The organism is Streptomyces sp. f51 (genome assembly GCF_037940415.1).
GTDB lineage: Bacteria > Actinomycetota > Actinomycetes > Streptomycetales > Streptomycetaceae > Streptomyces.
In genome coordinates this window covers 7,203,508-7,223,696 of sequence record NZ_CP149798.1, presented here as the reverse complement: position 1 = coordinate 7,223,696, position 20,189 = coordinate 7,203,508, and the positions used below count along the sequence as shown (strand labels likewise).

Genomic DNA, 20,189 nt, shown 5'->3' with positions numbered 1-20,189 from the left:
GTGGTCGGTCCAGTCCGTCAGCGGACCCGGATGAACAGCACGTCGTACCCGCTGTTCGTACTGCGCGTCTTGACGTAGACGCCGTCCGAACCGCCGTTGGGGTTGCCGGTGTTGCCCTCGACGGTGGTGAACCCGGCGCCGCCGCTGACCGTTCTCACGATGCCTATGTGCTCATGGCCGCCGGTGTAGTCGTTGCCCCCGTTCCAGTCGAACGCCACGATGTCGCCCGGCTGCGGGTTCGTCGTCACCGAGAGGTGGTAGTTGCCGGCCCTCGCCTGCTTGACCCAGCCCGAGACATAGGTGTTGCGGTAGGAACTGGCCCCGGTCTGCTTGGCCACCCAGCTCACGAAGGTCGCGCACCAGGCGTAGTTGCTGGTGGACAGCGACAGACCCACGGCAGATCCGTAGCTGTTGGCGCGAGCGCTGCCCTCGACCGTGCCGACCTCGGCGGCGGCCACATCGAGGATCTTGCCGTAACCGCCGCCGGGCGCGGGCGAGGACGGCGGGGTGACCGCACCGTACAGCGCGGCCTTCGTGTTCGGGCCCACCTGACCGTCGACGGACAGGCCCTTCTCGGCCTGGAAGTCGCGGACCGCGCTGTCGGTCAGCGTTCCGAAGTCGCCGTCGACGGCGAGATCGGCTCCGTGGTGGTTGAGCAGGCTCTGCAACTCGGTGACGCAGCCGCTGCGCTGGCCCTTCACGATGGTGCCCGGACACGAGCCGGAGTTGAGGTTGATCGGTGCCGGTGCGCCGCTGCCGCCACCCGTGCTGATGTTGGAGTACAGGGCGGCCTTGGTGTTCGGGCCCACTTCTCCGTCGACGGAAAGGCCCGCCGAGGTCTGGAACGCCCTGACGGCCGTCAGGGTCAGAGGACCGAACTGGCCGTCCACGTCGAGATGCTGCCCCTTGCCGTTGAGCAGGGCCTGGAGCGTCGCGACACAACCGCCGCTCTCCCCCTCCACGATGTCCGCCGGGCAGGAGGCGGACCGCAGATCCAGGGCGGTGGACGGCGACTCGTCGGTGTCGTACAGCTCCCGCTTGGTGTTCGTGCCGACCTGGCCGTCGACCGACAGGCCGTGCGTGGACTGGAAGTCACGGACCGCGCTGTCCGTCGCCGGACCGAAGTCGCCGTCCACGTCGATCGCATGGCCGAAGTGGCGGAGCAGTCGCTGGAGTTCGGTGACGCAGCCGCCCTTGTCACCCCGGACGATGTTCGCAGGGCACGAGGAGGAGGTGAGACGGACCGGCGCCGGGGCCGAGCCCCCGGTCGCGTACAGCTTGGCCTTGGTCTGGGGGCCGACCAGGCCGTCGACGGCGATCGCGGTGGAGGACTGGTACTCGCGCACCGCGTAGAGGGTGTTCGCCCCGAAGTCGCCGTCCACCACCAGGCCCGCGCCGTGGGCGTTGAGCAGGATCTGCAACTCGGTGACGCAGCCGCTCACTTGGCCCCGCTGGATCACGCTGGGACAGGACGCGGAGGTCAGCCTGATCGCCGCGGGTGCCGCCGACGCCGGACCGGCACCCAGCAGGATGCCCGCCGAGAGCAGCGCCGTCGTGGCGGCGAACACGCCGGTTCTCGTTCTCCAGCCGGGCCCGGCGCCGATGCCGCCTCGCCGCCGACTGGGCGCTTTGTCGGTGTGACCACGAAATGAAATCTTTCCCATGACCGCGAAACGTCTCCTTCGCTCCGTGTGCGGATTGCTCTCGGAGATCGTCCGAGCCGAAACCGCACACCGTCGTGATGTGTCATTTACGGAAGGTTTCGCCCGCCCGGAAGGCGCCTGCCTCAGGCCTTCGTCCGGCATAAGGAGGGGAAAATGGCATTTTGGCCAGGTCGACATGATTGCCGAACAACACGCCTGCTCAGCAACGCAGTTGAGGTACATCCGCACACCATGATCGGGCTGTTCATTCCGCGCATGACGGTGACAGTTCACGCCTGAGCAGACAATGCCTGATGACACAGTGGCTTGATTTAATTGCTGTCGGAGGCCGGAAAAACGCATGTGTGACAGCCTCTGAATGTTTAGTGCTTTTCGGCTGCCTGTCTCATTGAGGTGCTTCCGACCTCATTGCGGGCGGGCCAAGGGAAAGGCGAGGATCGCGGCCCGGCGAGCCATCGAGGGCACACGGAAAAGGCCCCGATGCGGCATCGGGGCCTCGTGTGTCGATCCGGCGTCTCAGGTTCCGTTCGGGCGTTCCCGTACTCGGGCGGCGAGGACGACCGGGGCGGCGCGTGCTGGGCGCACCGGCACGTGACGGCGTACAGCGGGGTCCGCTCCCCCACGACGAACAGGGCGCCCGCCACCTCCTCGGAACCTGATACGGGTTCCGGGGGCCGGACGCCCCGCCACCTGCCAGGAGGTCAGCTCGCCCGGTGCCCGACGGCAGCGGCGGTGTCCTGCGAGCGCTCGTGTTCCACACGGGCCGTCTCCAGGAGGTGCAGCCAGGACGTGACCGTCGGCCGGCGACGCAGCAGTGCGCGGCGCTCGCGCTCCGTCATGCCTCCCCAGACGCCGTGCTCGATGCGCTGGTCCAACGCGTAAGCGAGGCATTCGGTGAGGACGGGGCAGCCGATACACAGCATTTTGGCCCGGTTCTGTGCCGCGCCCTCGACGAACAGGTCGTCCGGGTCGGCCGTGCGGCACAACCCTCGATCGCTCCAGTCGGTGCTCGTCATCTCGTGATGCCGTCCTCTCCCCTGGCCCCCGCCTGCGAGTTGCCCGCCTGCCCTGGCAACAGGCATATGACACTACGCCTTTCGAGGACCGCAACTCTATCTGCCGTACGGCACCACACCTTCGAGTGAGCGCAGCTTGCCTACCGCGCGCGGCAGCGCTATGGAGGTGTCTCGACGGTTCAGGGTCCGAGGCAGCGCCATCGAAGCGCGGTGCGCCCGTCGTCCCCCGCTTCCCCGTCCCCCTTCCCCCACCCTCGCCGGAGAGCAGGAGCCATGTCACGGAACAAGCAGACCGTCGAGACCTATCTGGACGGCTTCCGGAAGAACGATCACGCACAGATCCTGAGTTGCCTCACCGACGACATCGAGTGGACGGTCTTCGGCGGCTTCCATCTGACCGGCAAGGAGGCCTACGACGCCGCCATCGAGGGCCCCGGCTTCGTCCCGCCGCCCCGGCTCGACGTCGTCCGCATGGTGGAGGAGGACGACGTGGTCATGGCCGAACTCACGGGCACGGTGAACCGGGACACGGGAGAACCGATGCGCATGTCGATGGCCGAGGTGTTCCGCATGCGCGACGGGAAGATCTGCGAGCGCCGCGCGTGGGTGGTCGAGCTCAAGCGGAACGACTATCTCTGACCGGCCGAGGCGGTTCGGCGGCGGGCGGGGCGGTTCGGCGCGGGGCGGGGCGGGGCGGGGCGGTTCGGCGGCGGGCGGGGCGGTTCGGCGCGGTTCCGGGTCAGCCGAGGCGGAGCGTGGTGGCGGCCTTGTAGGTACGCAGGACCGGCGCCGTCTCGATCCGTGTGACGGCGTCCCAGGCTACCCTCCGCGTCAGATAGTGGTGCAGGGCCGCCGCGTCGCCGCACAGGGCGTGGGCGACGAGGTTGGTCGGACCGGTCGTCGCCGCGACCACCGCGAGTTCCTCGTGGCGGGCCAACTCTGTCGCCACCGTGTCCAGATGGGCGGGGGCCACCTCCATCCACAGCAGCGCCGACACGGTCACGCCCAGCAGCGCCGGATCGATGTCGATGTCGAAGAACAGCGCGCCGCGCGCCCGCAGTTCCGCCAGCCTGCGGGCCACGGTGGACGCGGTGGTACCGGTGGCGGCGGCCAGTTCCGCGTAGCTGAGGCGTGCGTCCTTGCGCAATGCCGACAGCAGTCGGCGGTCCGCGTCCTTGAGGAGATGGGCCGCGGCGTCGGGGGCGTTCCGGGTGTCCGGCCCGTCCGCGGTGGGCGACTCGGCGCGCAGCCGTGCCTCCTGGTCCGCGTCGAGGGCGCCGATCCGACCGCGCCAGGCGGTCGGACCGCCCAGGTACATGTGCAGCATCTGGTGCGCGGACACGGCGGTGATCCCGGCGGTGCGGGGGATGTCCCGCAGCAGCAGCGCGTGCGCGTCCTGACCCGCGGGCGGGGTGTGGATGATCGCGACGATCTCCGTACCGCCGGAGGTCAGCCGCACCCAGGAGGTGTCCGGGCGCCGGGCGAGCGCCGTCGCGATGTCGTGTGCGCTGCGGGTCGCCGCGGTCAGTCGTACGAACCACTGGTTCGTGCCGGAACTCCGTGGCGTGGGGAGGGCGACGACGCGCAGGCCCGCCAGGGCGTACAGCCGGCGGTAGCGGCGGACCACCGTCTGCGTCGAGCAGCCGAGGACCTCGGCGACGAGCGTGAACGGCGCCCGCGCGTCCACATGCAGGGCATGGATCAGACCCCGGTCCAGCTCATCCAGTACGAACATGTTCGGCAAACCTAGCCGACCCCGATGGAAGAAATCACGGAAGTCCGCCGAGAAGTTGGAACCGGCCGGACGGACGGCGGCACGGTGGTCACGGGCCGCTCGCCGCGCGGCTGCCGCGCCGGACGCTGTCCGGCCGCGGCTCCTCCGCCGTCCACTTCGGCGGCCACCCGCAGATCCGTGCCGTACCTGGGGGGAGACCCATGTCCCGCGTCACGAAACCCACCGCCGGCCGCGACCGGCCCCTCGCCTTCGCCCCGCCCGACTCCCGTCGCCGCGGACTGGCGCTCGCCGCGGTGCTCACCGCGGAGGCCATGAATCTCCTCGACGCCACGATCGTCCAGGTCGCAGGACCCGTGATCCACGCCGACCTCGGCGGCGCGCGGGCGACGATCCCCTGGTTCAGCGCCGCCTACACCCTCGCGTTCGCCCTCGGGCTGCCGACGGGCGCCCGGCTCGGCGACCTCGCGGGCCGCAGGCGGGTCTTCCGCGTCGGCGTCGTCGTGTTCGCCGCCACGTCCCTGGCCTGCGCCCTGGCGCCCGGCGCCGCGGCCCTGATCGCGCTGCGTGCGGTGCAGGGCGCGGCGGCGGCCGCGATCATCCCGCAGACGTTCGGGCTGATCCGCGCGATGTACCGGGGCGGCGAACTCACCCGGGCTCTGGGCATGATCGGTCCGGTCATGGGCCTGTCCGCGGTCCTCGGCCCGGTGCTCGGCGGCGTGCTGACCCATGCCGATGTGTTCGGGTCCTCGTGGCGCGCGGTGTTCCTCGTGAACCTTCCGCCGGCCGCAGCGGTCCTGGCCGTGTCCGTGTTCCTGACCGAGGACCGCGCGCCGGTACGGCCCCGTCTCGACCCCGCGGGCACCGTTCTGGCCATGCTCGGCACCGCGCTCGTGGTGTGCCCGCTGACCGCCGGGAACCCGGGACCCGCCCGCTGGGCCGTCGCCGCCTCGGGGGCCATGGTGCTGGGCGCGTTCGTGGCCCATCAGCGGCGGGCCGGGCGCTCCGGCCGGGCCCCGCTGATCGAACCCGCCCTGCTGCGGGGGCGGGCCTTCCCTGCCGCCCTGGCCACCTCGACGCTGTTCTTCGCCGTCATGAACGGCGTCATGATCACCGTGGTCCTGCACCTCGAACTCGGCCTCCACGACGGCCCGCTCACCGCGGGTCTCACCCTGCTGCCGTGGTCCGCGGGCCTCGCGGCGGGTTCCTGGGCCGCCGGTACGCATCTGGTCACGCGGTACGGGACCCGTGTGCTGCACACCGGGATCGGCGTCCTCGCGGCCGGTCTGGTCGCCGCTTTCCTCGCCTACCGGAGCGCGGACCCGGAATCGTATCCGCGCCTGCTGCCCGCGGCGCTCGCCGTCGCGGGGCTCGGCACCGGGCTGTTCACCCCGCCGTTCTTCAGCACGGCGCTCGGCGGTGTCGGTCCGCAGGAGACCGGTTCGGCCGCCGGCCTGCTGAACGCCGTGCAGCAGCTCGGCGGCACACTCGGTGTCGCGGTCGTCGGCGGCGTCTATCTGGGCGCGGCCGGAGACGCGCGTGCGGCGGCCCAGCAGGCGCTGGGGGTCACCGCGATCGTCCTCGCCGCCGCGGCGGTGGCGGCCGGGGTCATGACCACGCGCCGCACCGGCCGCTGACCAACGGCCGCCGCGGGCCCGCCCGGCCGACCCGTCGATCGGCCGACCACCCCCGCGTCCCGCGACCGACTCCGGTCGCGGGACGTCGGTTTGGCCGGCTCAGGCCTCCGCACGCCTCGGCAGGCGCCAGTTGGGACGTACGAAGTGGCAGGTGTAGCCGTCGGGGTAGCGCTGGAGATAGTCCTGGTGCTCCGGCTCCGCCTCCCAGAACGGGCCGGCCGGCGCGACCTCGGTGACGACCTTCCCCGGCCACAGCCCGGAGGCGTCCACGTCGGCGATGGTCTCCTCGGCGACCCGCTTCTGCTCGTCGTCGACGTAGAAGATGGCGGACCGGTAGCTGAGACCGATGTCGTTGCCCTGGCGGTTCTTCGTCGACGGGTCGTGGATCTGGAAGAAGTACTCCAGGATCGTCCGGTAGTCCGTCTTCGTGGGATCGAACGTGATCTCGATCGCCTCGGCATGCGTGCCGTGATTGCGGTACGTCGCGTTCGGCACGTCGCCGCCGCTGTACCCCACCCGCGTGTCCAGAACACCCGGCAACGTCCTGATCAGATCCTGTACGCCCCAGAAGCAGCCGCCCGCCAGCAGCGCCTTCTCCTCGTTCCCGCTCATCACACGCACCCCATCTTCCTAGTCCTCGTCGGACTCGCACGGGCGGCGATTCACGCGCCGCCCGCGGTCCCTCAGCCCCGTCCTCACACGAACGTGGCACCGCCTTGCACAAGGCCGGAAGGGCCCGTCGAAATTCCCGGCCCGGGCCCCCGGACGGCACGGACATCCGGACGCCGCAGGGCCGCGGAACGCGGGCTCCGGCCCGAGATCCATAACGATCGCGCAAGTTTCAATCAACATCGGCTTGAGAATTTGCTATCGCTACCAGGAAACGTGCTCAATGTCCTTCTTAAGTCAGCAGTAAAGCGTTAGGGAGCGGATGAACGGCACGATCGACGGCTTCAGTTACGGGCTGGTCACCCCGGTGGCCGCCTACGTCATGGCCTGTGTGGGCTCGGCGCTGGGGCTGCGCTGCGTGGTGCGCACGGTGCACCACGAGCCCGGATGGAGGCTGGGCTGGCTCGCCCTGGGGGCCAGTGCCCTGGGCTGCGGCATCTGGACGATGCACTTCATCGCCATGACGGGCTTCTCCGTCGCGGAGACCCCCATCACCTACGACGTCCCGCTGACCGTGCTCAGTCTCCTCGTGGCGATCGTGGTGGTCTCCGCGGGCGTGTTCATCGTCGGGCACCGCGGTGCGACGCGCGCCGCCCTGACCGTGGGCGGGTCCATCACCGGCCTCGGCGTCGCGACGATGCACTACCTCGGCATGTTCGCGATGCAGCTCAACGGGGACCTCCGCTACAACGCGTTCACCGTGACCCTGTCCGTGGTCGTCGCCCTCGTCGCGGCGACCGCCGCGCTGTGGGCCGCCGTCTCCGTGCAGGGCTTCGTCCGCACCCTCGGCGCGAGCCTCGTCATGGGCCTGGCCGTCACCGGCATGCACTACACCGGCATGGCCGCCGTGAGCGTCCACCTCCACAACACCATCGGTTCGGCCGTCGCGGGCCAGGAGGGAAGCTCGCTCCTCCTGCCGATGCTCCTGGGCCCGATCCTCTTCTTGATCCTCGCCGCGGCCATCGTCATGTTCGACCCGGTCCTGATCCTCGGCGACAAGAACTGGGACAAGCAGACCAAGACGCGGTCCAAGGTCGTCGCACGCGGAAACACCATGCCGGTGCAGGTGTCCGGGATCCAGGACGCTCCCGCGCCGATGGCGCACAGCGCGCCGGCGGCCGGCAACTGGCAGTCGGCGCCGGCCCAGTGGCCCGCCGCCGACGAGCGCGCGCAGTACAGGGACACGGGCGCCGGTGACCCCTACGGGGCCCGGTACGAGGGGGAGTAACCCTCCCGCCCCGCTCTTCGACGGCCCGGCCGACGCGATCACCCTCGCGCTCGTGCCGGGCCGTCGCCGTCCCCGCCCCCGTTCCCTCCCCGTCGCCGTCCCCGTCCCAGGCGGGACGCCTTTGGCGGGCGGCTGCGGCGGACGGCGTCGGCGGCGGGCCTCGATGCGCGGCCTCGGCGCACGACCTCGCTTCGGACCCGTTCCGATGATCTTGTGACTAGGGTGCCTGGCATGACTTCCACAGCCGTGCGCGGTACGACGCTCCACTACGACGACACGGGCTCCCCGGCCGGGCTGCCCGTCCTGCTCGTCCACGGGCATCCCTTCAACCGGACCCTGTGGGCCCCTCAGGTCGAAGCGCTCGTCGCGGCCGGACACCGGGTCGTCACCCCGGACCTGCGCGGCTACGGAGCCAGCGGGGTGGAGCAGGGCACCGTTCATCTCTCCGGGTTCGCCGACGACCTCGTGGCGCTCCTGGACCATCTGGAGATCGAGCGTGCCGTGGTGGGCGGGGTCTCGATGGGCGGGCAGATCGCCATGGAACTCCAGCGCGGCCACGCCCACCGCGTCCGCGCGCTCGTCCTGTCGGACACCTCCGCGCCCGCCGAGACGGCCGAGGGCAAGGCCCTCCGCAACCGGATGGCAGACCGACTCCTCGCCGAGGGGATGGACGGCTACGCGGACGAGGTCATCGGCAAGATGCTCGCCGACTACAACGTCACCGCGATGCCGGACGTCGCCGAGCACGTACTGCGCATGATGCGCGCCACCGATCCCCGCGGAGCCGCCGCGGCCCTGCGCGGCCGGGCCGAGCGTCCGGACTACCGGGACACCCTCGCCGCCGTGCGGTCCCCCGTGCTGATCGTCGTCGGCGCCGACGACGTCTTCACGCCGGTGGCGGACGCCGAGGCCATCAAGGCGCTCGTCCCGCACGCGGTGCTGACCGTCGTCGACGGTGCCGGTCACCTTCCCGGCGCCGAACAGCCGGAGCGGTTCAACGCCGCGCTCCTCGACTTCCTGGCCACCCACGTGAGCACCCGGAGCTGAGCGCTCCGCCCGGTCGACGGGACGGGCGAGGTCGAAGCCGGCGTTCGGCGGCTGCTACGACGGGGTCTCCGTCGGCACCTCGAACCACATGGTCTTGCCCGTGGGCGTGCACGTGCTGCCCCAGCTCTCGGCGAGCAGGTCGAGGAGTTCGGTGCCGCGACCGCCCTCGGCGTCGGCGTCCGCCTCCCGGCGCACGGGGCAGACGGGGTCCGTGTCCTCGACCTCGCACACGAGGCGGTCGCCGCGCAGGCACAGGTTGAGCCGCAGGGGGCCGCGCGTGTGGCACAGGGCGTTGGTGACCAGCTCGCTGACCAGGAGTTCCGCGGTGTCGGCCAGCTCCTCCAGATCCCACTCGTCCAGCTGGGCCGTCACCAGACGGCGGGCCCGGCGGGCCGAGGTCAGCTCCCGGGACAGCGGCCAGGAGGCCTCCCAGGGGGTGACGCTCGCGCGGGGTGCGTCGAACGGGCGGATCGGTTGCAGGACACGCGACCAGAGAGCCATGTTCCTGGCGAGCCACGAGGTGGGTGCAGCCTCCACGAATGCCTCGGCCTCCTGATCGCGTCTCGTGACGTCCTCGCGCCCCGATACCTCGGGCCGGCGGTAGAGCCGTGCGAAGCGCCCCCGGCGAGGTGTCGCCAGGAGGTCTATGGCCCCCGGGGCCATGGGAATCAGTCCCTTCTGCACTGCCGGCGACCACACCGCCCGAGCGGCACGGACCCGTCGACGACCGGTCCGGACATGTGTCAGGTCACGCGTTCCCGTAACGCCCGTCACGATAACAAATATACATGTAGCACTTGCTACGGTAAGAATCCATCCCAAGGGTACTCATCAGACATATGGACTGTGTGAGGTGTCACACGCACCCCCGCTCGATCACGTCCGCGACCGCGTCGGCACGACGCCGCGTCCCCACCGCGGCCACCGGGAGCCTTCATGTCACGACCGTCCGACCAGGTGAAACGACGTGAGCTGACCGACCGCGTCCGCGCGTACCTGGTGCGCAACGGTCTGGCCGGGCTGTCCCTGCGCCCGCTCGCCCAGGCCCTGGGGACCAGCGACCGCATGCTCCTGTACTACTTCGGGAGCAAGGACGCCATGGTCGCCGAGGCCCTGGCCCTGGACGAGAGGCGACCGCTGCTGCGGGCCCGGGACACGCTCGCCGCCGAGGCCGCCCCGCGGGACCCGGCGGGAATCCGGCGCTTCATGGAGGAGACCTGGCGGCAGTTCGGGGCGCCCGACCTGCGCCGGGCCCTCCCCCTGTACCTCGAGATCATGGCCGCGAGCCTGATCGACCCCGACCGGTACGGGCCCGTCCTCAGTGACGTGCTGGCCGAGTGGAGGGACCTGCTCGCCTCCGCCTTCCGCGGCCTGGGCATGGCGGAGGGCCGGGCCCGTACCGAGGCGGGCCTCCTGGTCGACACGACGTTCGGCCTGGTCGTCGCCTCCTTGACCGAGGGCGGCCGGGAGCGGGCGGACGCGGTCTTCCACGCGCTCCTCGACCGGCTCGAACCCGGCTGGCACGTCACCTGAGACGCGGCCGCCCCCACGGTGCGTGCCTGAGACGTGCCGACCCCCGAGCTGCGTCCGGTCCGGCCACGAGCGGCGGCTCCCCGGCGGGGGAGGCGGCGCCCGGCCTCACAGCTTCGCCCCGAAGTCCTGGGTCCACCAAGGGCCGCCCGAACCCCGGTGCACACCGACACCGATGTTCTTGAACGAGCAGTTGAGGATGTTCGCGCGGTGCCCCGGGCTGTTCATCCAGGAGTCCATCACGGACTGCGGGGTCTGCTGCCCCATGGCGATGTTCTCGCCGTACGTGGACCACTGGTATCCGGCGGCGGTGATGCGCTGCCCCGGATCGGCGCCGTCGGGGTTGGTGTGCTCGAAGAAGTTCCGGGCGGCCATGTCGTCGGAGTGGGCCTGAGCCGCCTTCTCCAGCTGCGGGTCCTCCGTGACGGGACCGCAGCCCGCGGCCGCCCGCTCCTTGTTCACGAGCGCGACCACCTGCCCCACCGTCGTCGTCGGTGCCGACTGCGTCTGCGGCACGCCGGACGCCCTCCGCGTCGGCGCGGCCGAGGTCGCGGCGGCCGACCTGGTCGGCACGGCGGGACGACGCGACGCCCTGGACGCCTTCGGCTTTCTCGACGGGGACGCGGACGGCGAGGGGGAAGGCGAGGCGGTGGCCGTCGCGGAGGAGGTGCCGGAGGCGTCCGGTGCCGAGAGGTCCACGACGGGGGTGTCCGCGGCCCGCGTGGGACCGGCGTCGTCCGTCCGCGATCCGGGCCCGAGGTCGAAGTACCAGAGTCCGCCGCCCGCCACGCAGACCGCCACGAGGGCACCGCCCAGGGCCCGGCGTCGTGCGCGCCGGCGCCTGCGCGCCTCGCCGCGCGAGGCCGCCCGTCCGCGGGGCGCCCGGCGCCCGTGCCCCGCCGAACCCGTCTCCCCGCGCCCCGCCGCGGCCGGGGTGCGTGATGCCGAACCCGTGGCCGCCATCCCTCCCGACGCGCTCCGCAGCGCCGCGGTCAGCCCCGGCGCCACGGCGACGAGCGCCAGTCCGGCCAGCAGCCCCTCCGCGGGCATCAGTCCGCTCCACAGTCCGGAACAGCGGACACAATCGCGGGCGTGCCGGGCGATCCGCTTGCGCCACAGCGACGAGGGCCGGCCGTCCCACGAGGCGAGGACACCGCGCAGTTCCTGACAGTCCGGACCGGCGGCGAGGGCTCGTACGACCACTCGTGCGGTCTCCAACTGCGCCTTCATCCGCTGCACTTGGACCGCCGCGTGCTGTGGCGAGAGTTCCAGCGCCTCGGCCACCTCGGTCCGGGTCAGTTCACCGGCGCACTCCAGCCACCACAGGGAGAGCACGCCGCGGTCGTCGGGTTCGAGCCAGCGGGTCGCGAGCGCGGTCTCCCGGCGCTGGCCCGACAGCTGGAGCCGCACCATGGTCAGGTCCACGAAGTCGGCGCCCGGGTCCGCGAGGTCCTCCGCCTCCTCCACCCCGTCCGGGGCGAGCAGGCGCTCCCGCCAGTGCCCGCGGACCTGGTTCATCGCGATCGCCACGAGCCAGGAGCGGAAGTTCTCAGGACAGCGCAGGCCCTCAAGCCCGTCCAGGGCACGGAGCATGGTGTTCTGCACGACGTCGTCGACGTCCACGGAACCGTTCAGCGCGCGTCCGACGATGTTGTAGACCAAGGGGAGATAGGCGCTCACCAGGGCGTCCTGAGCCGCCGGGTCGCCCGACCGGGCGGCAGTCACCAGTGCCGCCGGATCCACCGGGTTCTGTCTCCTCATAAAACTTCCCTGTCCTCGACTCCGAACGATGCTGCCGTTGTCTGGGAGACCGCCCGCGGAACCTCGAATAACAGTTCTTCGGAGACTCGTTGCGCAGATGCTTGCCACACCGGGGCACCGATCGCAAGGAAGCAGGTCACATCGGCGGGGTCCGGCGGGCGGCCGGACCCCGCCGCGCCCGGGGCCGCTGGTAAAATGGGGGGCACGCTTCGAAGTCACCGGGGCCCGTGCCGAGGGGTACGGGCCCCGGGGCGTTCCCGGGCGTCCAACTGAGGAAGGTTCCCCATGAACGCGAAGCCGCCGGCCCCCGGACGATCCGACGCCGGCGGGCAGCACCCGGCGCCGCGGGGCGGCTCCCGGGCGGCGCCGTCCGGACCGGGCACCGGCCTGCCTCCCGCCGCTTCCTTCGACGCGCTCGGCCTGCCGGCGGCACTGGTGGCCGAGATGACCGGGCTCGGGGTGACGGAGCCCTTCCCGATCCAGGCCGCGACCCTGCCGAACGCCCTGGCCGGACACGACGTCCTCGGCCGGGCCAGGACCGGCTCCGGCAAGACGCTGGCCTTCGGACTTGCCCTGCTGGCCCGGACCGCCGGTCTCCGGGCCGAGGCCAAGCGGCCCCTGGCCCTGGTCCTGGTGCCGACCCGCGAGCTGGCCCAGCAGGTGAGCGACGCGCTGGAGCCGTACGCGCGGACCCTGAACGTACGGCTGGCGACGGTGGTGGGCGGTCTCTCGATCAACCGGCAGCAGGCACAGCTGCGCACCGGCGTCGAGGTGCTCATCGCGACGCCGGGGCGGCTGACCGATCTGGTGTCACGCCGGGACTGCCTCCTGAACCAGGTGCGGATCACGGTGCTGGACGAGGCAGACCAGATGTGCGACCTCGGCTTCCTGCCCCAGGTCTCGGACCTGATGGACCAGGTGCGTGCCGACGGGCAGCGGCTGCTGTTCTCGGCGACGCTCGACCACAACGTGGACCAGCTCGTCCGGAAGTACCTCCACGACCCGGTGCTCGCCTCGGTCGACCGGGTCGAGGGCTCGGTCGCCACGATGGAGCACCACGTACTGAACATCCACGGCGCCGACAAGTACGCGACGGCGACCGAGATCGCCGCCCGTGACGGCCGGGTGCTGATGTTCCTGGACACCAAGGCGGGCGTGGACCAGTTCACCCGTCACCTGCGGGCCAGCGGTATCCGCGCCTCCGCCCTGCACAGCGGGAAGTCGCAGCCGCAGCGCACGCACACGCTCGCCCAGTTCAAGAACGACGAGATCAACGTGCTGGTGGCCACCAACGTCGCCGCGCGGGGCATTCACATCGACGCGCTCGACCTCGTCGTCAACGTGGACCCGCCCGCCGACGCCAAGGACTATCTGCACCGCGGCGGGCGCACCGCCCGCGCCGGCGAGTCCGGGAAGGTGGTCACCCTGGTCACCCCCGACCAGCGCCGTGACGTGAACCGGCTGATGTCCGAGGCGGGCATCCGGCCCACCGAGACACAGGTGCGCTCGGGCGAGGCCGCGCTGAGCGCCATCACCGGGGCCAGGCGCCCGCCGACGGGACCGAAGACGAGTACGGGCAACGCGCCGTTCCGCGGTATGGGCACCCGTCCCGGACGCGCCGGCAAGGAGTCGCGCAAGACCGCGGACGCCCGCAAGGCGGCGGAGGCCCGCGCGGCGGCCCGGGTGCGCAAGGGGCGCTGAGTCCGGGCTCACGGTCCTGCGGGCAGCCGGACCGTGACGAGGAGACCGCCCTCGGGGCGGGCGAGGAGTTCGAGGGTCCCGTCGTGGGCGCGGACGACGCCCGCCACGATGGCGAGTCCGAGGCCCACGCCCGCGTGCTCGTCGGTGCGGACGCGTTCCGTGCCCCGCCGGAACGGTTCGGTCAGGGTCGGCAGCAGTTCCGGCGCGAGCGGCCGGCCGGTGTTCTCGACGCGCAGCACGCTCGTGTCACCGTGCGCCTCCGTGTGGACGGTCACGGTGCCGCCGTCGGGGATGTTGTGGACGACGGCGTTCTGGACGAGGTTCGCCACCATCCGCAGCAGGAGCTCCGCGGAACCACTGGTCCGGGCCGCCTCGCCGGTGACGTCGAGCGTGATCCGGCGTTGCTCGGCGAGCGGGAGCAGCGTTTCGGCGGCCTCCTCGGCGATGAGGGAGAGGTCGACGCTCTCGCGGGGGAAGTCCCCGCGATCGCTGCGGCTGAGCAGCAGGAGGGCCTCGGTGAGGTCGATCGCCCGTGTGTTGACGGCGTGCAGCTGCTCGATGAGTTCGTCCCGGTCCCTCGTGGGGTCCTTGCGGGCGACGTCCAGGAGCGTGCGCGAGATCGTCAGCGGGGTGCGCAGTTCATGGGAGGCGTTCGCGGCGAACCGTCTCTGCTCGGCGACATGGGACTCGAGTTGTTCGAGCATCGAGTCGAAGGCGTCGGAGAGTTCGCGGAACTCGTCCTGGCGGCCCTTCATGCGGATCCGGTGCGACAGCGATCCGTGCGCGGCCGTCCGCACCGCGCCGGTGATCCGCGCGAGCGGCGAGAGCATCCGGCCGGCGAGGATCCATCCCCCGAGCAGGCCGAACGCCAGCAGGAAGGCCAGCGCGACGCCCGCGGCCGGGGCGAAGCCGCGCAGGAGGTCGGTGCGGCTCGGCCCGACGATGATCACGGCGCCGTACGTCTTCTGGAGGAGCCGGGGGTCGGCCGTCGGCAGCCAGCGCAGCACGAACACCCACATCACGGCCAGCAGGAGGGTGCCGGCGACGAAGAGGAACCCGGCATAGCTGAGGGTGAGCCTCAGCCGGGCACTGTGCCCGGGACGTCTATTCACCGCGGGGGTCCGAGGTGCCGGTGCCGGTGTCGATCCGGTAGCCGACGCCTGGCACGGTGGCGATGATCCAGGGCTCGCCGAGTCGTTTGCGCAGTGCGGAGACGGTGATGCGGACGGCGTTGGTGAACGGGTTGGCGTTCTCGTCCCAGGCCCGCCCGAGCAGCTCTTCGGCGCTGATGACACCGCCTTCGGCGGCGACGAGGACTTCGAGCACGGCGAACTGCTTCCGGGTGAGGGCGACATGACGTCCGTCGCGGAAGACCTCCCGGCGGAACGGGTCCAGCCGCAGGCCCGCGATCTCGCGGACCGGCGGCCGGGCGTACGCGCGCCTGCGGTCGAGCGCCCTGAGCCGCATCACGAGTTCCCGCAGCTCGAAGGGCTTGGTCAGGTAGTCGTCGGCGCCGAGTTCGAAGCCGGACGCCTTGTCGTCGATCCGGTCGGCCGCGGTGAGCATGAGGATCGGGATGCCGCTGCCGGAGGCGACGATGCGCCGGGCGACCTCGTCCCCCGAGGGGCCGGGGATGTCGCGGTCGAGGACCGCGAGGTCGTAGGAGTTGACGCCGAGCAGTTCCAGGGCGGAGTCGCCGTCGCCCGCGATGTCGGCGGCGATCGCCTCCAGCCGCAGACCGTCACGGACGGCCTCCGCCAGATAGGGCTCGTCCTCCACGATCAGTACGCGCATGCCCGAAGCCTAAGCAGGACGGCATATCGCCGTCGTATGCGGCGACGCGGGCACGCCGGTCAGCGGGCCCGCACCGGCTCGGGCTGCCGGGGCCGGTCCGCGTGCGCCTGGTCCCGGGTGCGCCACCAGCGGCGCGACGCGAGTCCGGCCAGGACCGCGCCGGTGGCGTTGACCAGGACGTCGTCCACGGAGGACACCCGGTCCAGCCACAGGACGTACTGCGCGACCTCGACCAGGACCGAGCAGCCCGCCCCCAGCGCCAGGACCCTCGGCACGGACGCAAGGGACGCGAACCGCATGGGGGCGAAGAATCCCAGCGCCGCGAAGACCAGCAGGTTGCCGATGATCCCGCCCGCGCCCATCGTGACCAGATCCCGCAGGGGTACGAGACTGACGCGGCGGGGAGCGACGCCGGGCGCCAGGCCGGGCATCATCGTCAGCCACAGGAACGGCACCGTCCCGTGGACCATGCCCACCTCGGCCAGCGACCGGCGCCACGCCCAGGTCGAAGTGGCACCTCGGGCCTGCCGCCAGGACGCGAGCGCCCACGCGATCAGCACGGACAACGGCACCGCGACCAGCGCCATGAGCACCACACCGTTGAACGTGTCGTAGCAGCCGTGCCAGTGCCCGGCCACGCACCGCGGGGCGGACATCATGAGCGGCCGACGTATGACGAACAGGGCGCCCGCCAGAACGAGGACCGCGAGGCCGAGGAGCACGGTCCCGCGCGCGCGGCGGGGAGGTGCCGACAGGGGTGCGTTGTGACTCATGCGGCCAGTCAAGCGGAGCACCGGTTGCGGCGGCGTATGCGGTTTCCGATACGCCGGCGATACACGGGGTTCCGGGGGATCAGCGGCGTCGCAGCGAGGGGTCGAGGAGCGCCGGCGGGGTGTCGAACTTCTCGTGCGGGGCGAGGTCCGTGCCGGGGGCCACGATCGCGTCGACGGCGTCGAGGATGTCGGCGGGGAGCACGGTGTCGGCGGCGGCGAGCTGCGCGTGCAGGTGGTCCGTCGTGCGGGGTCCTATGAGCGCGCTCGTCACGGCCGGATGCGCGGTCACGAATCCGAGCGCGAGCTGGATCATGGTGAGCCCCGCCTGCTCGGCGACCTCCGCCAGCTTCTCCACGGCGTCGAGCCTGGCCCGGTTGAAGTCGGCGCCGATGTCGAAGCGCTGCGGCATGAGCCCCGAGCGGCTGGTGGTGATGTCACGCCCCTTCCTGACCGCGCCGGACAGCCAGCCCGAGGCCAGCGGGCTCCAGGCCAGGACACCGAGGCCGTACTCCTCGGTCACGGGCAGGACATGGGCCTCGATCCCCCGTTGCAGGATGGAGTAGCTGGGCTGTTCGGTGACGAAGGGCCTCAAGTGATGCTCGCGGGCGGTCCATTGGGCCTGCACGATGCGGTGGGCGGGGTAGGTGGACGAGCCGAAGTAGCGGATCTTTCCCGCGCGTTGGAGGTCGGTGAGGACCGCCAGGGTCTCCTCGTCGGAGGTGGCCGGGTCCCACCGGTGGATCTGGTAGAGATCGACGTGGTCGACCCCGAGCCTGCGCAGGCTGTTCTCCAGTTCGGTGATCAGCCAACGGCGTGACCCGCCGCGGTGGTTGCGCTCGTCGCCCATGGGCAGGCCGGCCTTCGTGGCCAGCACGATGTCGTCGCGGCGGCCGGCGATGGCCTTGCCGACCATCTCCTCCGACTCGCCGTCGCCGTACATGTCGGCGGTGTCGATGAGGTTGATCCCGCCGTCGAGAGCCGCGTCCACGATCGCGGTGGCCTCGTCCTGGGTGGTGCGCCCGATCCTGCCGAAGTTCATCGCGCCGAGTGCGAGGGAGCCGACCTGAACACCGGTGCGGCCGAGTGTGCGGTACTGCATGACTGTGTCTCCTTCATCGCGGGCGAGCCGCTGCGAGGGCTTCGCGGGCGAGCCGCGGGTTGGTCGCCGGGTCCCCCGTCTGCCATCATGAACAAACGGAACGGCGTCCCGTTTTACGATACGGAACAGTGTCCCGCTTCGCAAGCCGATACGGAACGGTGTCCCGTTTAGTGCTGCGAGCGGGCCGGGGCTTCGCGGCGGGTGAGCCCCGGCGGGGACGGACACGGAGGGAAGGGCGAACGATGAGCGACAGCGACGAGGCCACGGGACAGGCGGGCCGCCCCCGACGGGCCGACGCCCGGCGCAACCAGGAGATCCTGCTCGACGCAGCCGCCGCGATCTTCGCCGCGTCCGGCGTGGAGGCACCCGTGCGCGACGTCGCCGCCAGGGCCGGCGTCGGGACGGCCACGATCTACCGCCACTTCCCGACGCGGGCCGACCTCATCGTGGCCGTCTACCGCCACCAGGTCGAAGCGTGCGCCGAGGCGGGGCCGGTCCTGCTGAGCGAGAGCGGTTCCCCGTACGAGGCGCTGTCCCGGTGGATCGACCTGTTCGTCGACTTCCTCGCCACCAAGCACGGACTGGCCGCCGTACTCCAGCCCGACAACACGGCGTTCGAGTCGCTGCACACCTACTTCCTTGACCGCCTGCTCCCCGTGTGCGGCCAACTCCTGGACGCCGCGGCCGAGTCCGGCGAGATCCACCCCGGCCCGACGGCGTACGAGCTGATGCGCGGCATCGGCAACCTCTGCATCGGCGCCCACAACGACCCGCGCTACGACGCGAGACGACTGGTCGGCACGCTCGTCGCGGGCCTGCGCCGACCCGAGCAGCCGACCGCTTCCCGCTAGAGGGCCACCAACCGGCCGCTGCGGCCACGGAGTCGGACGGAGGCGACGGATCCGCAGACCAGCGCCACGCCGAGCAGCGTGCCGCAGGCTTCGGCCACCGTGGACGCGTCGCCGGACAGGGCGGCGCGTATGCCGTGAACGGCCCAGTAGCCGGGCGAGGCCGGGGCGACGTCCGAGACCCAGACCGGCAGGGCGGCCAGTGGGACGAGCGCGCCGCCGACGCTGCTCAGCAGCATCCCGCCGATGTCGAAGGCGGCCGAGAGCGCGCCCAGGCTGCCCACCAGCACGCCGAACAGGGCACCGAGTCCGAGGAGCGTGCAGCTCCAGCTGAGCAGAACGCCCAGGAGCAGGAACGGGTGCGGGACACGCAGGCCGAAGACGCACACGGCGAATCCCACGATGAGGAACTGCTGGGCGAGCAGGGCCACGAAGGCCGGGACGGCCTTGCCGACGAGCAGTTCGGCGGGACGCAGGGTGGTTCCGCGCAGCCGGTCCCAGGTCCGGCCGAGCCGTTCGGTCAGGATCGCGCCGCCGCAGATACTGAGCGCGAGCAGCGAGAAGGTGACCAGCGTGCCGACGACCGCCTGTTCCGTGCCGGCCGTACGGCCCTGCCCGGTGATGTAGAGCGGGCGCAGCAGCGTGATGAAGACGAGCGGAAGGATCATCCGGCTCAGCACCGGGCCGGGTTCGCGGGCCATGAGGAGCACGTTGTGGCGCACCAGCACCCACAGTCGGGCGGCGGACTCACGCGGCATCGCGGACCTCCGTGGGCGTCGCGGTTCCGGCGGTCTCCATGGAGCGGTAGAGGTCGTCGAGTCCGGGGCGGCGTACGTCGACGGACGCGGGGGTACGGCCGGAGGCGAGCAGGGCCGCCAGATCGGCACCGGGATCCGTGGTCGGCCGGCGCAGCTCGGGTTCGCCCGGGTCGGCGAAGGTGACCCGGAGTTCGCCGGGCAGATGACGGGTGAGTTCCTCCTGGGTGCCGCGCGCGATGATCCGGCCGGACCTCGCGAGTGCCAACGTGGCGTCGAGATCGACGAGTTCGGGCAGGTAGTGGGTCGTGTAGACGACGGCCGCACCCGCCTCGGCGCGGGCCCTGACCGCGCTCAGCAGGGCCGAGCGGGTCTCGGGGTCGGCCCCGGCGGTCGGTTCGTCCAGCAGGAGCAGCGGCGGTGATCCGACCATGGCGGTGGCCGCCTGGACCCGGCGGCGCTGCCCGCCGGACAGGGCGGCCACGGGCCGGTCCGCCACGGCGGTCAGGCACAGTTCGTCCAGGACCCGGTCGATCTCCGTGGCCCCGCGCCGCCCGCGGAAGCCCGCGAGTCCGGCGAACAGCCGCAGGTTCTCCCGCGCGGTGACGCCTCCGTAGAGGGCGAGCTCCTGCGGGGCCACTCCGAGGAAGCGCCGCGCGGCCCGGCCCTCCCGCAGCGCGTCGAGCCCCGCGATGGCGACGCGGCCCGCCTCGGGTCGTACGAGACCGGCGACGATCTCGACGAACGTCGTCTTGCCCGCTCCGTTGTGGCCGATCAGCCCCACGATCTCCCCGGCGGGCACCGTCAGGTCGAACCCGTCGAGCGCGCGGCGTGAGCCGTACCGCTTCACCAATCCCTCTGCGACCAGCATCATCCGTCCTTCACAAGGTCTACGCCGTACACGTCTACACTGTATACGTCTACACTGTAGACCC

General features: G+C 71.6%; 19 protein-coding genes. 7 read left to right on the top strand and 12 right to left on the bottom strand.

The genetic code is table 11. From position 1 onward, the window contains the following. Window positions 1-17 precede the first annotated feature (17 nt). Together WJM95_RS31325 and WJM95_RS31320 are read right to left on the bottom strand one after the other, a co-directional pair. The gene (locus WJM95_RS31325) at window positions 18-1,568 is read right to left on the bottom strand and encodes a peptidoglycan-binding protein (protein WP_339133841.1); all 1,551 of its coding nucleotides are present in this window, start codon (window positions 1,566-1,568) and stop codon (window positions 18-20) included. Between the two features lie 797 nt (window positions 1,569-2,365). Next, on the bottom strand, window positions 2,366-2,680 hold the full coding sequence (locus tag WJM95_RS31320; RefSeq protein WP_339133839.1) for a WhiB family transcriptional regulator: 315 nt from the start codon (window positions 2,678-2,680) through the stop codon (window positions 2,366-2,368). Window positions 2,681-2,953: 273 nt separating this feature from the next. Here WJM95_RS31320 and WJM95_RS31315 point away from each other — a divergent pair, with 273 nt between their 5' ends. Continuing rightward, on the top strand, window positions 2,954-3,319 hold the full coding sequence (locus WJM95_RS31315; protein WP_339133837.1) for a nuclear transport factor 2 family protein: 366 nt from the start codon (window positions 2,954-2,956) through the stop codon (window positions 3,317-3,319). A 100-nt stretch (window positions 3,320-3,419) separates the two neighbouring features. Here WJM95_RS31315 and WJM95_RS31310 read toward each other — a convergent pair whose 3' ends face one another. Further along, window positions 3,420-4,415, bottom strand: a complete 996-nt coding sequence (locus tag WJM95_RS31310; protein ID WP_339133835.1) for an AsnC family transcriptional regulator — start codon at window positions 4,413-4,415, stop codon at window positions 3,420-3,422. A gap of 200 nt (window positions 4,416-4,615) precedes the next feature. On the opposite strand from WJM95_RS31310, the gene WJM95_RS31305 reads away from it, so the two are divergent. Continuing rightward, window positions 4,616-6,049 (top strand): MFS transporter, encoded by a 1,434-nt coding sequence (locus WJM95_RS31305; protein ID WP_339133833.1) that lies wholly within the window; start codon window positions 4,616-4,618, stop codon window positions 6,047-6,049. A 99-nt stretch (window positions 6,050-6,148) separates the two neighbouring features. Here the strand turns inward: WJM95_RS31305 and msrA are convergent, their stop codons facing one another. Next, on the bottom strand, window positions 6,149-6,661 hold the full coding sequence (msrA, locus tag WJM95_RS31300; RefSeq protein ID WP_339133831.1) for a peptide-methionine (S)-S-oxide reductase MsrA: 513 nt from the start codon (window positions 6,659-6,661) through the stop codon (window positions 6,149-6,151). A 319-nt stretch (window positions 6,662-6,980) separates the two neighbouring features. Here msrA and WJM95_RS31295 point away from each other — a divergent pair, with 319 nt between their 5' ends. Then, window positions 6,981-7,946 carry an MHYT domain-containing protein gene (locus tag WJM95_RS31295; RefSeq protein ID WP_339133829.1) on the top strand — a complete coding sequence of 322 codons (966 nt, stop codon included), beginning with the start codon at window positions 6,981-6,983 and terminating at the stop codon, window positions 7,944-7,946. 231 nt (window positions 7,947-8,177) lie between these two features. Next, complete coding sequence (locus WJM95_RS31290) at window positions 8,178-8,993, top strand: alpha/beta fold hydrolase (protein WP_339133827.1); 816 nt, start codon at window positions 8,178-8,180, stop codon at window positions 8,991-8,993. A gap of 54 nt (window positions 8,994-9,047) precedes the next feature. Here WJM95_RS31290 and WJM95_RS31285 read toward each other — a convergent pair whose 3' ends face one another. Then, complete coding sequence (locus WJM95_RS31285) at window positions 9,048-9,530, bottom strand: ATP-binding protein (protein ID WP_339133825.1); 483 nt, start codon at window positions 9,528-9,530, stop codon at window positions 9,048-9,050. Window positions 9,531-9,929: 399 nt separating this feature from the next. Here WJM95_RS31285 and WJM95_RS31280 point away from each other — a divergent pair, with 399 nt between their 5' ends. Next, window positions 9,930-10,526, top strand: coding sequence for a TetR/AcrR family transcriptional regulator (locus tag WJM95_RS31280; protein ID WP_339133823.1), 597 nt, complete (start codon window positions 9,930-9,932; stop codon window positions 10,524-10,526). Window positions 10,527-10,631: 105 nt separating this feature from the next. Here the strand turns inward: WJM95_RS31280 and WJM95_RS31275 are convergent, their stop codons facing one another. Continuing rightward, complete coding sequence (locus WJM95_RS31275; protein ID WP_339133821.1) at window positions 10,632-12,284, bottom strand: sigma-70 family RNA polymerase sigma factor; 1,653 nt, start codon at window positions 12,282-12,284, stop codon at window positions 10,632-10,634. 285 nt (window positions 12,285-12,569) lie between these two features. On the opposite strand from WJM95_RS31275, the gene WJM95_RS31270 reads away from it, so the two are divergent. After that, window positions 12,570-13,985, top strand: coding sequence for a DEAD/DEAH box helicase (locus WJM95_RS31270; RefSeq protein WP_339133819.1), 1,416 nt, complete (start codon window positions 12,570-12,572; stop codon window positions 13,983-13,985). An 8-nt stretch (window positions 13,986-13,993) separates the two neighbouring features. Here WJM95_RS31270 and WJM95_RS31265 read toward each other — a convergent pair whose 3' ends face one another. The 4 genes from WJM95_RS31265 to WJM95_RS31250 form a co-directional block, all read right to left on the bottom strand. Next, window positions 13,994-15,097, bottom strand: coding sequence for a HAMP domain-containing sensor histidine kinase (locus tag WJM95_RS31265; RefSeq protein WP_339133817.1), 1,104 nt, complete (start codon window positions 15,095-15,097; stop codon window positions 13,994-13,996). Beyond that, entirely contained in the window at window positions 15,090-15,779 is a 690-nt protein-coding gene (locus tag WJM95_RS31260) for a response regulator transcription factor (RefSeq protein ID WP_339133815.1), read from the bottom strand. Before WJM95_RS31260 ends, WJM95_RS31265 begins: the two co-directional genes overlap by 8 nt. Window positions 15,780-15,838: 59 nt before the next feature. After that, entirely contained in the window at window positions 15,839-16,552 is a 714-nt protein-coding gene (locus tag WJM95_RS31255; protein ID WP_339133813.1) for a VanZ family protein, read from the bottom strand. A 79-nt stretch (window positions 16,553-16,631) separates the two neighbouring features. Next, a complete protein-coding gene (locus WJM95_RS31250) occupies window positions 16,632-17,651 on the bottom strand; it encodes an aldo/keto reductase (RefSeq protein WP_339133811.1) in 1,020 nt (339 codons plus the stop codon). A gap of 242 nt (window positions 17,652-17,893) precedes the next feature. Between WJM95_RS31250 and WJM95_RS31245 the strand changes: the two genes are divergently transcribed. Further along, window positions 17,894-18,502, top strand: a complete 609-nt coding sequence (locus WJM95_RS31245) for a TetR/AcrR family transcriptional regulator (protein ID WP_339133809.1) — start codon at window positions 17,894-17,896, stop codon at window positions 18,500-18,502. Here the strand turns inward: WJM95_RS31245 and WJM95_RS31240 are convergent. After that, a complete protein-coding gene (locus tag WJM95_RS31240) occupies window positions 18,499-19,257 on the bottom strand; it encodes an ABC transporter permease (RefSeq protein WP_339133807.1) in 759 nt (252 codons plus the stop codon). The genes WJM95_RS31245 and WJM95_RS31240 overlap by 4 nt on opposite strands. Continuing rightward, complete coding sequence (locus tag WJM95_RS31235; RefSeq protein ID WP_339133805.1) at window positions 19,247-20,125, bottom strand: ABC transporter ATP-binding protein; 879 nt, start codon at window positions 20,123-20,125, stop codon at window positions 19,247-19,249. Before WJM95_RS31235 ends, WJM95_RS31240 begins: the two co-directional genes overlap by 11 nt. Window positions 20,126-20,189 lie beyond the last annotated feature (64 nt).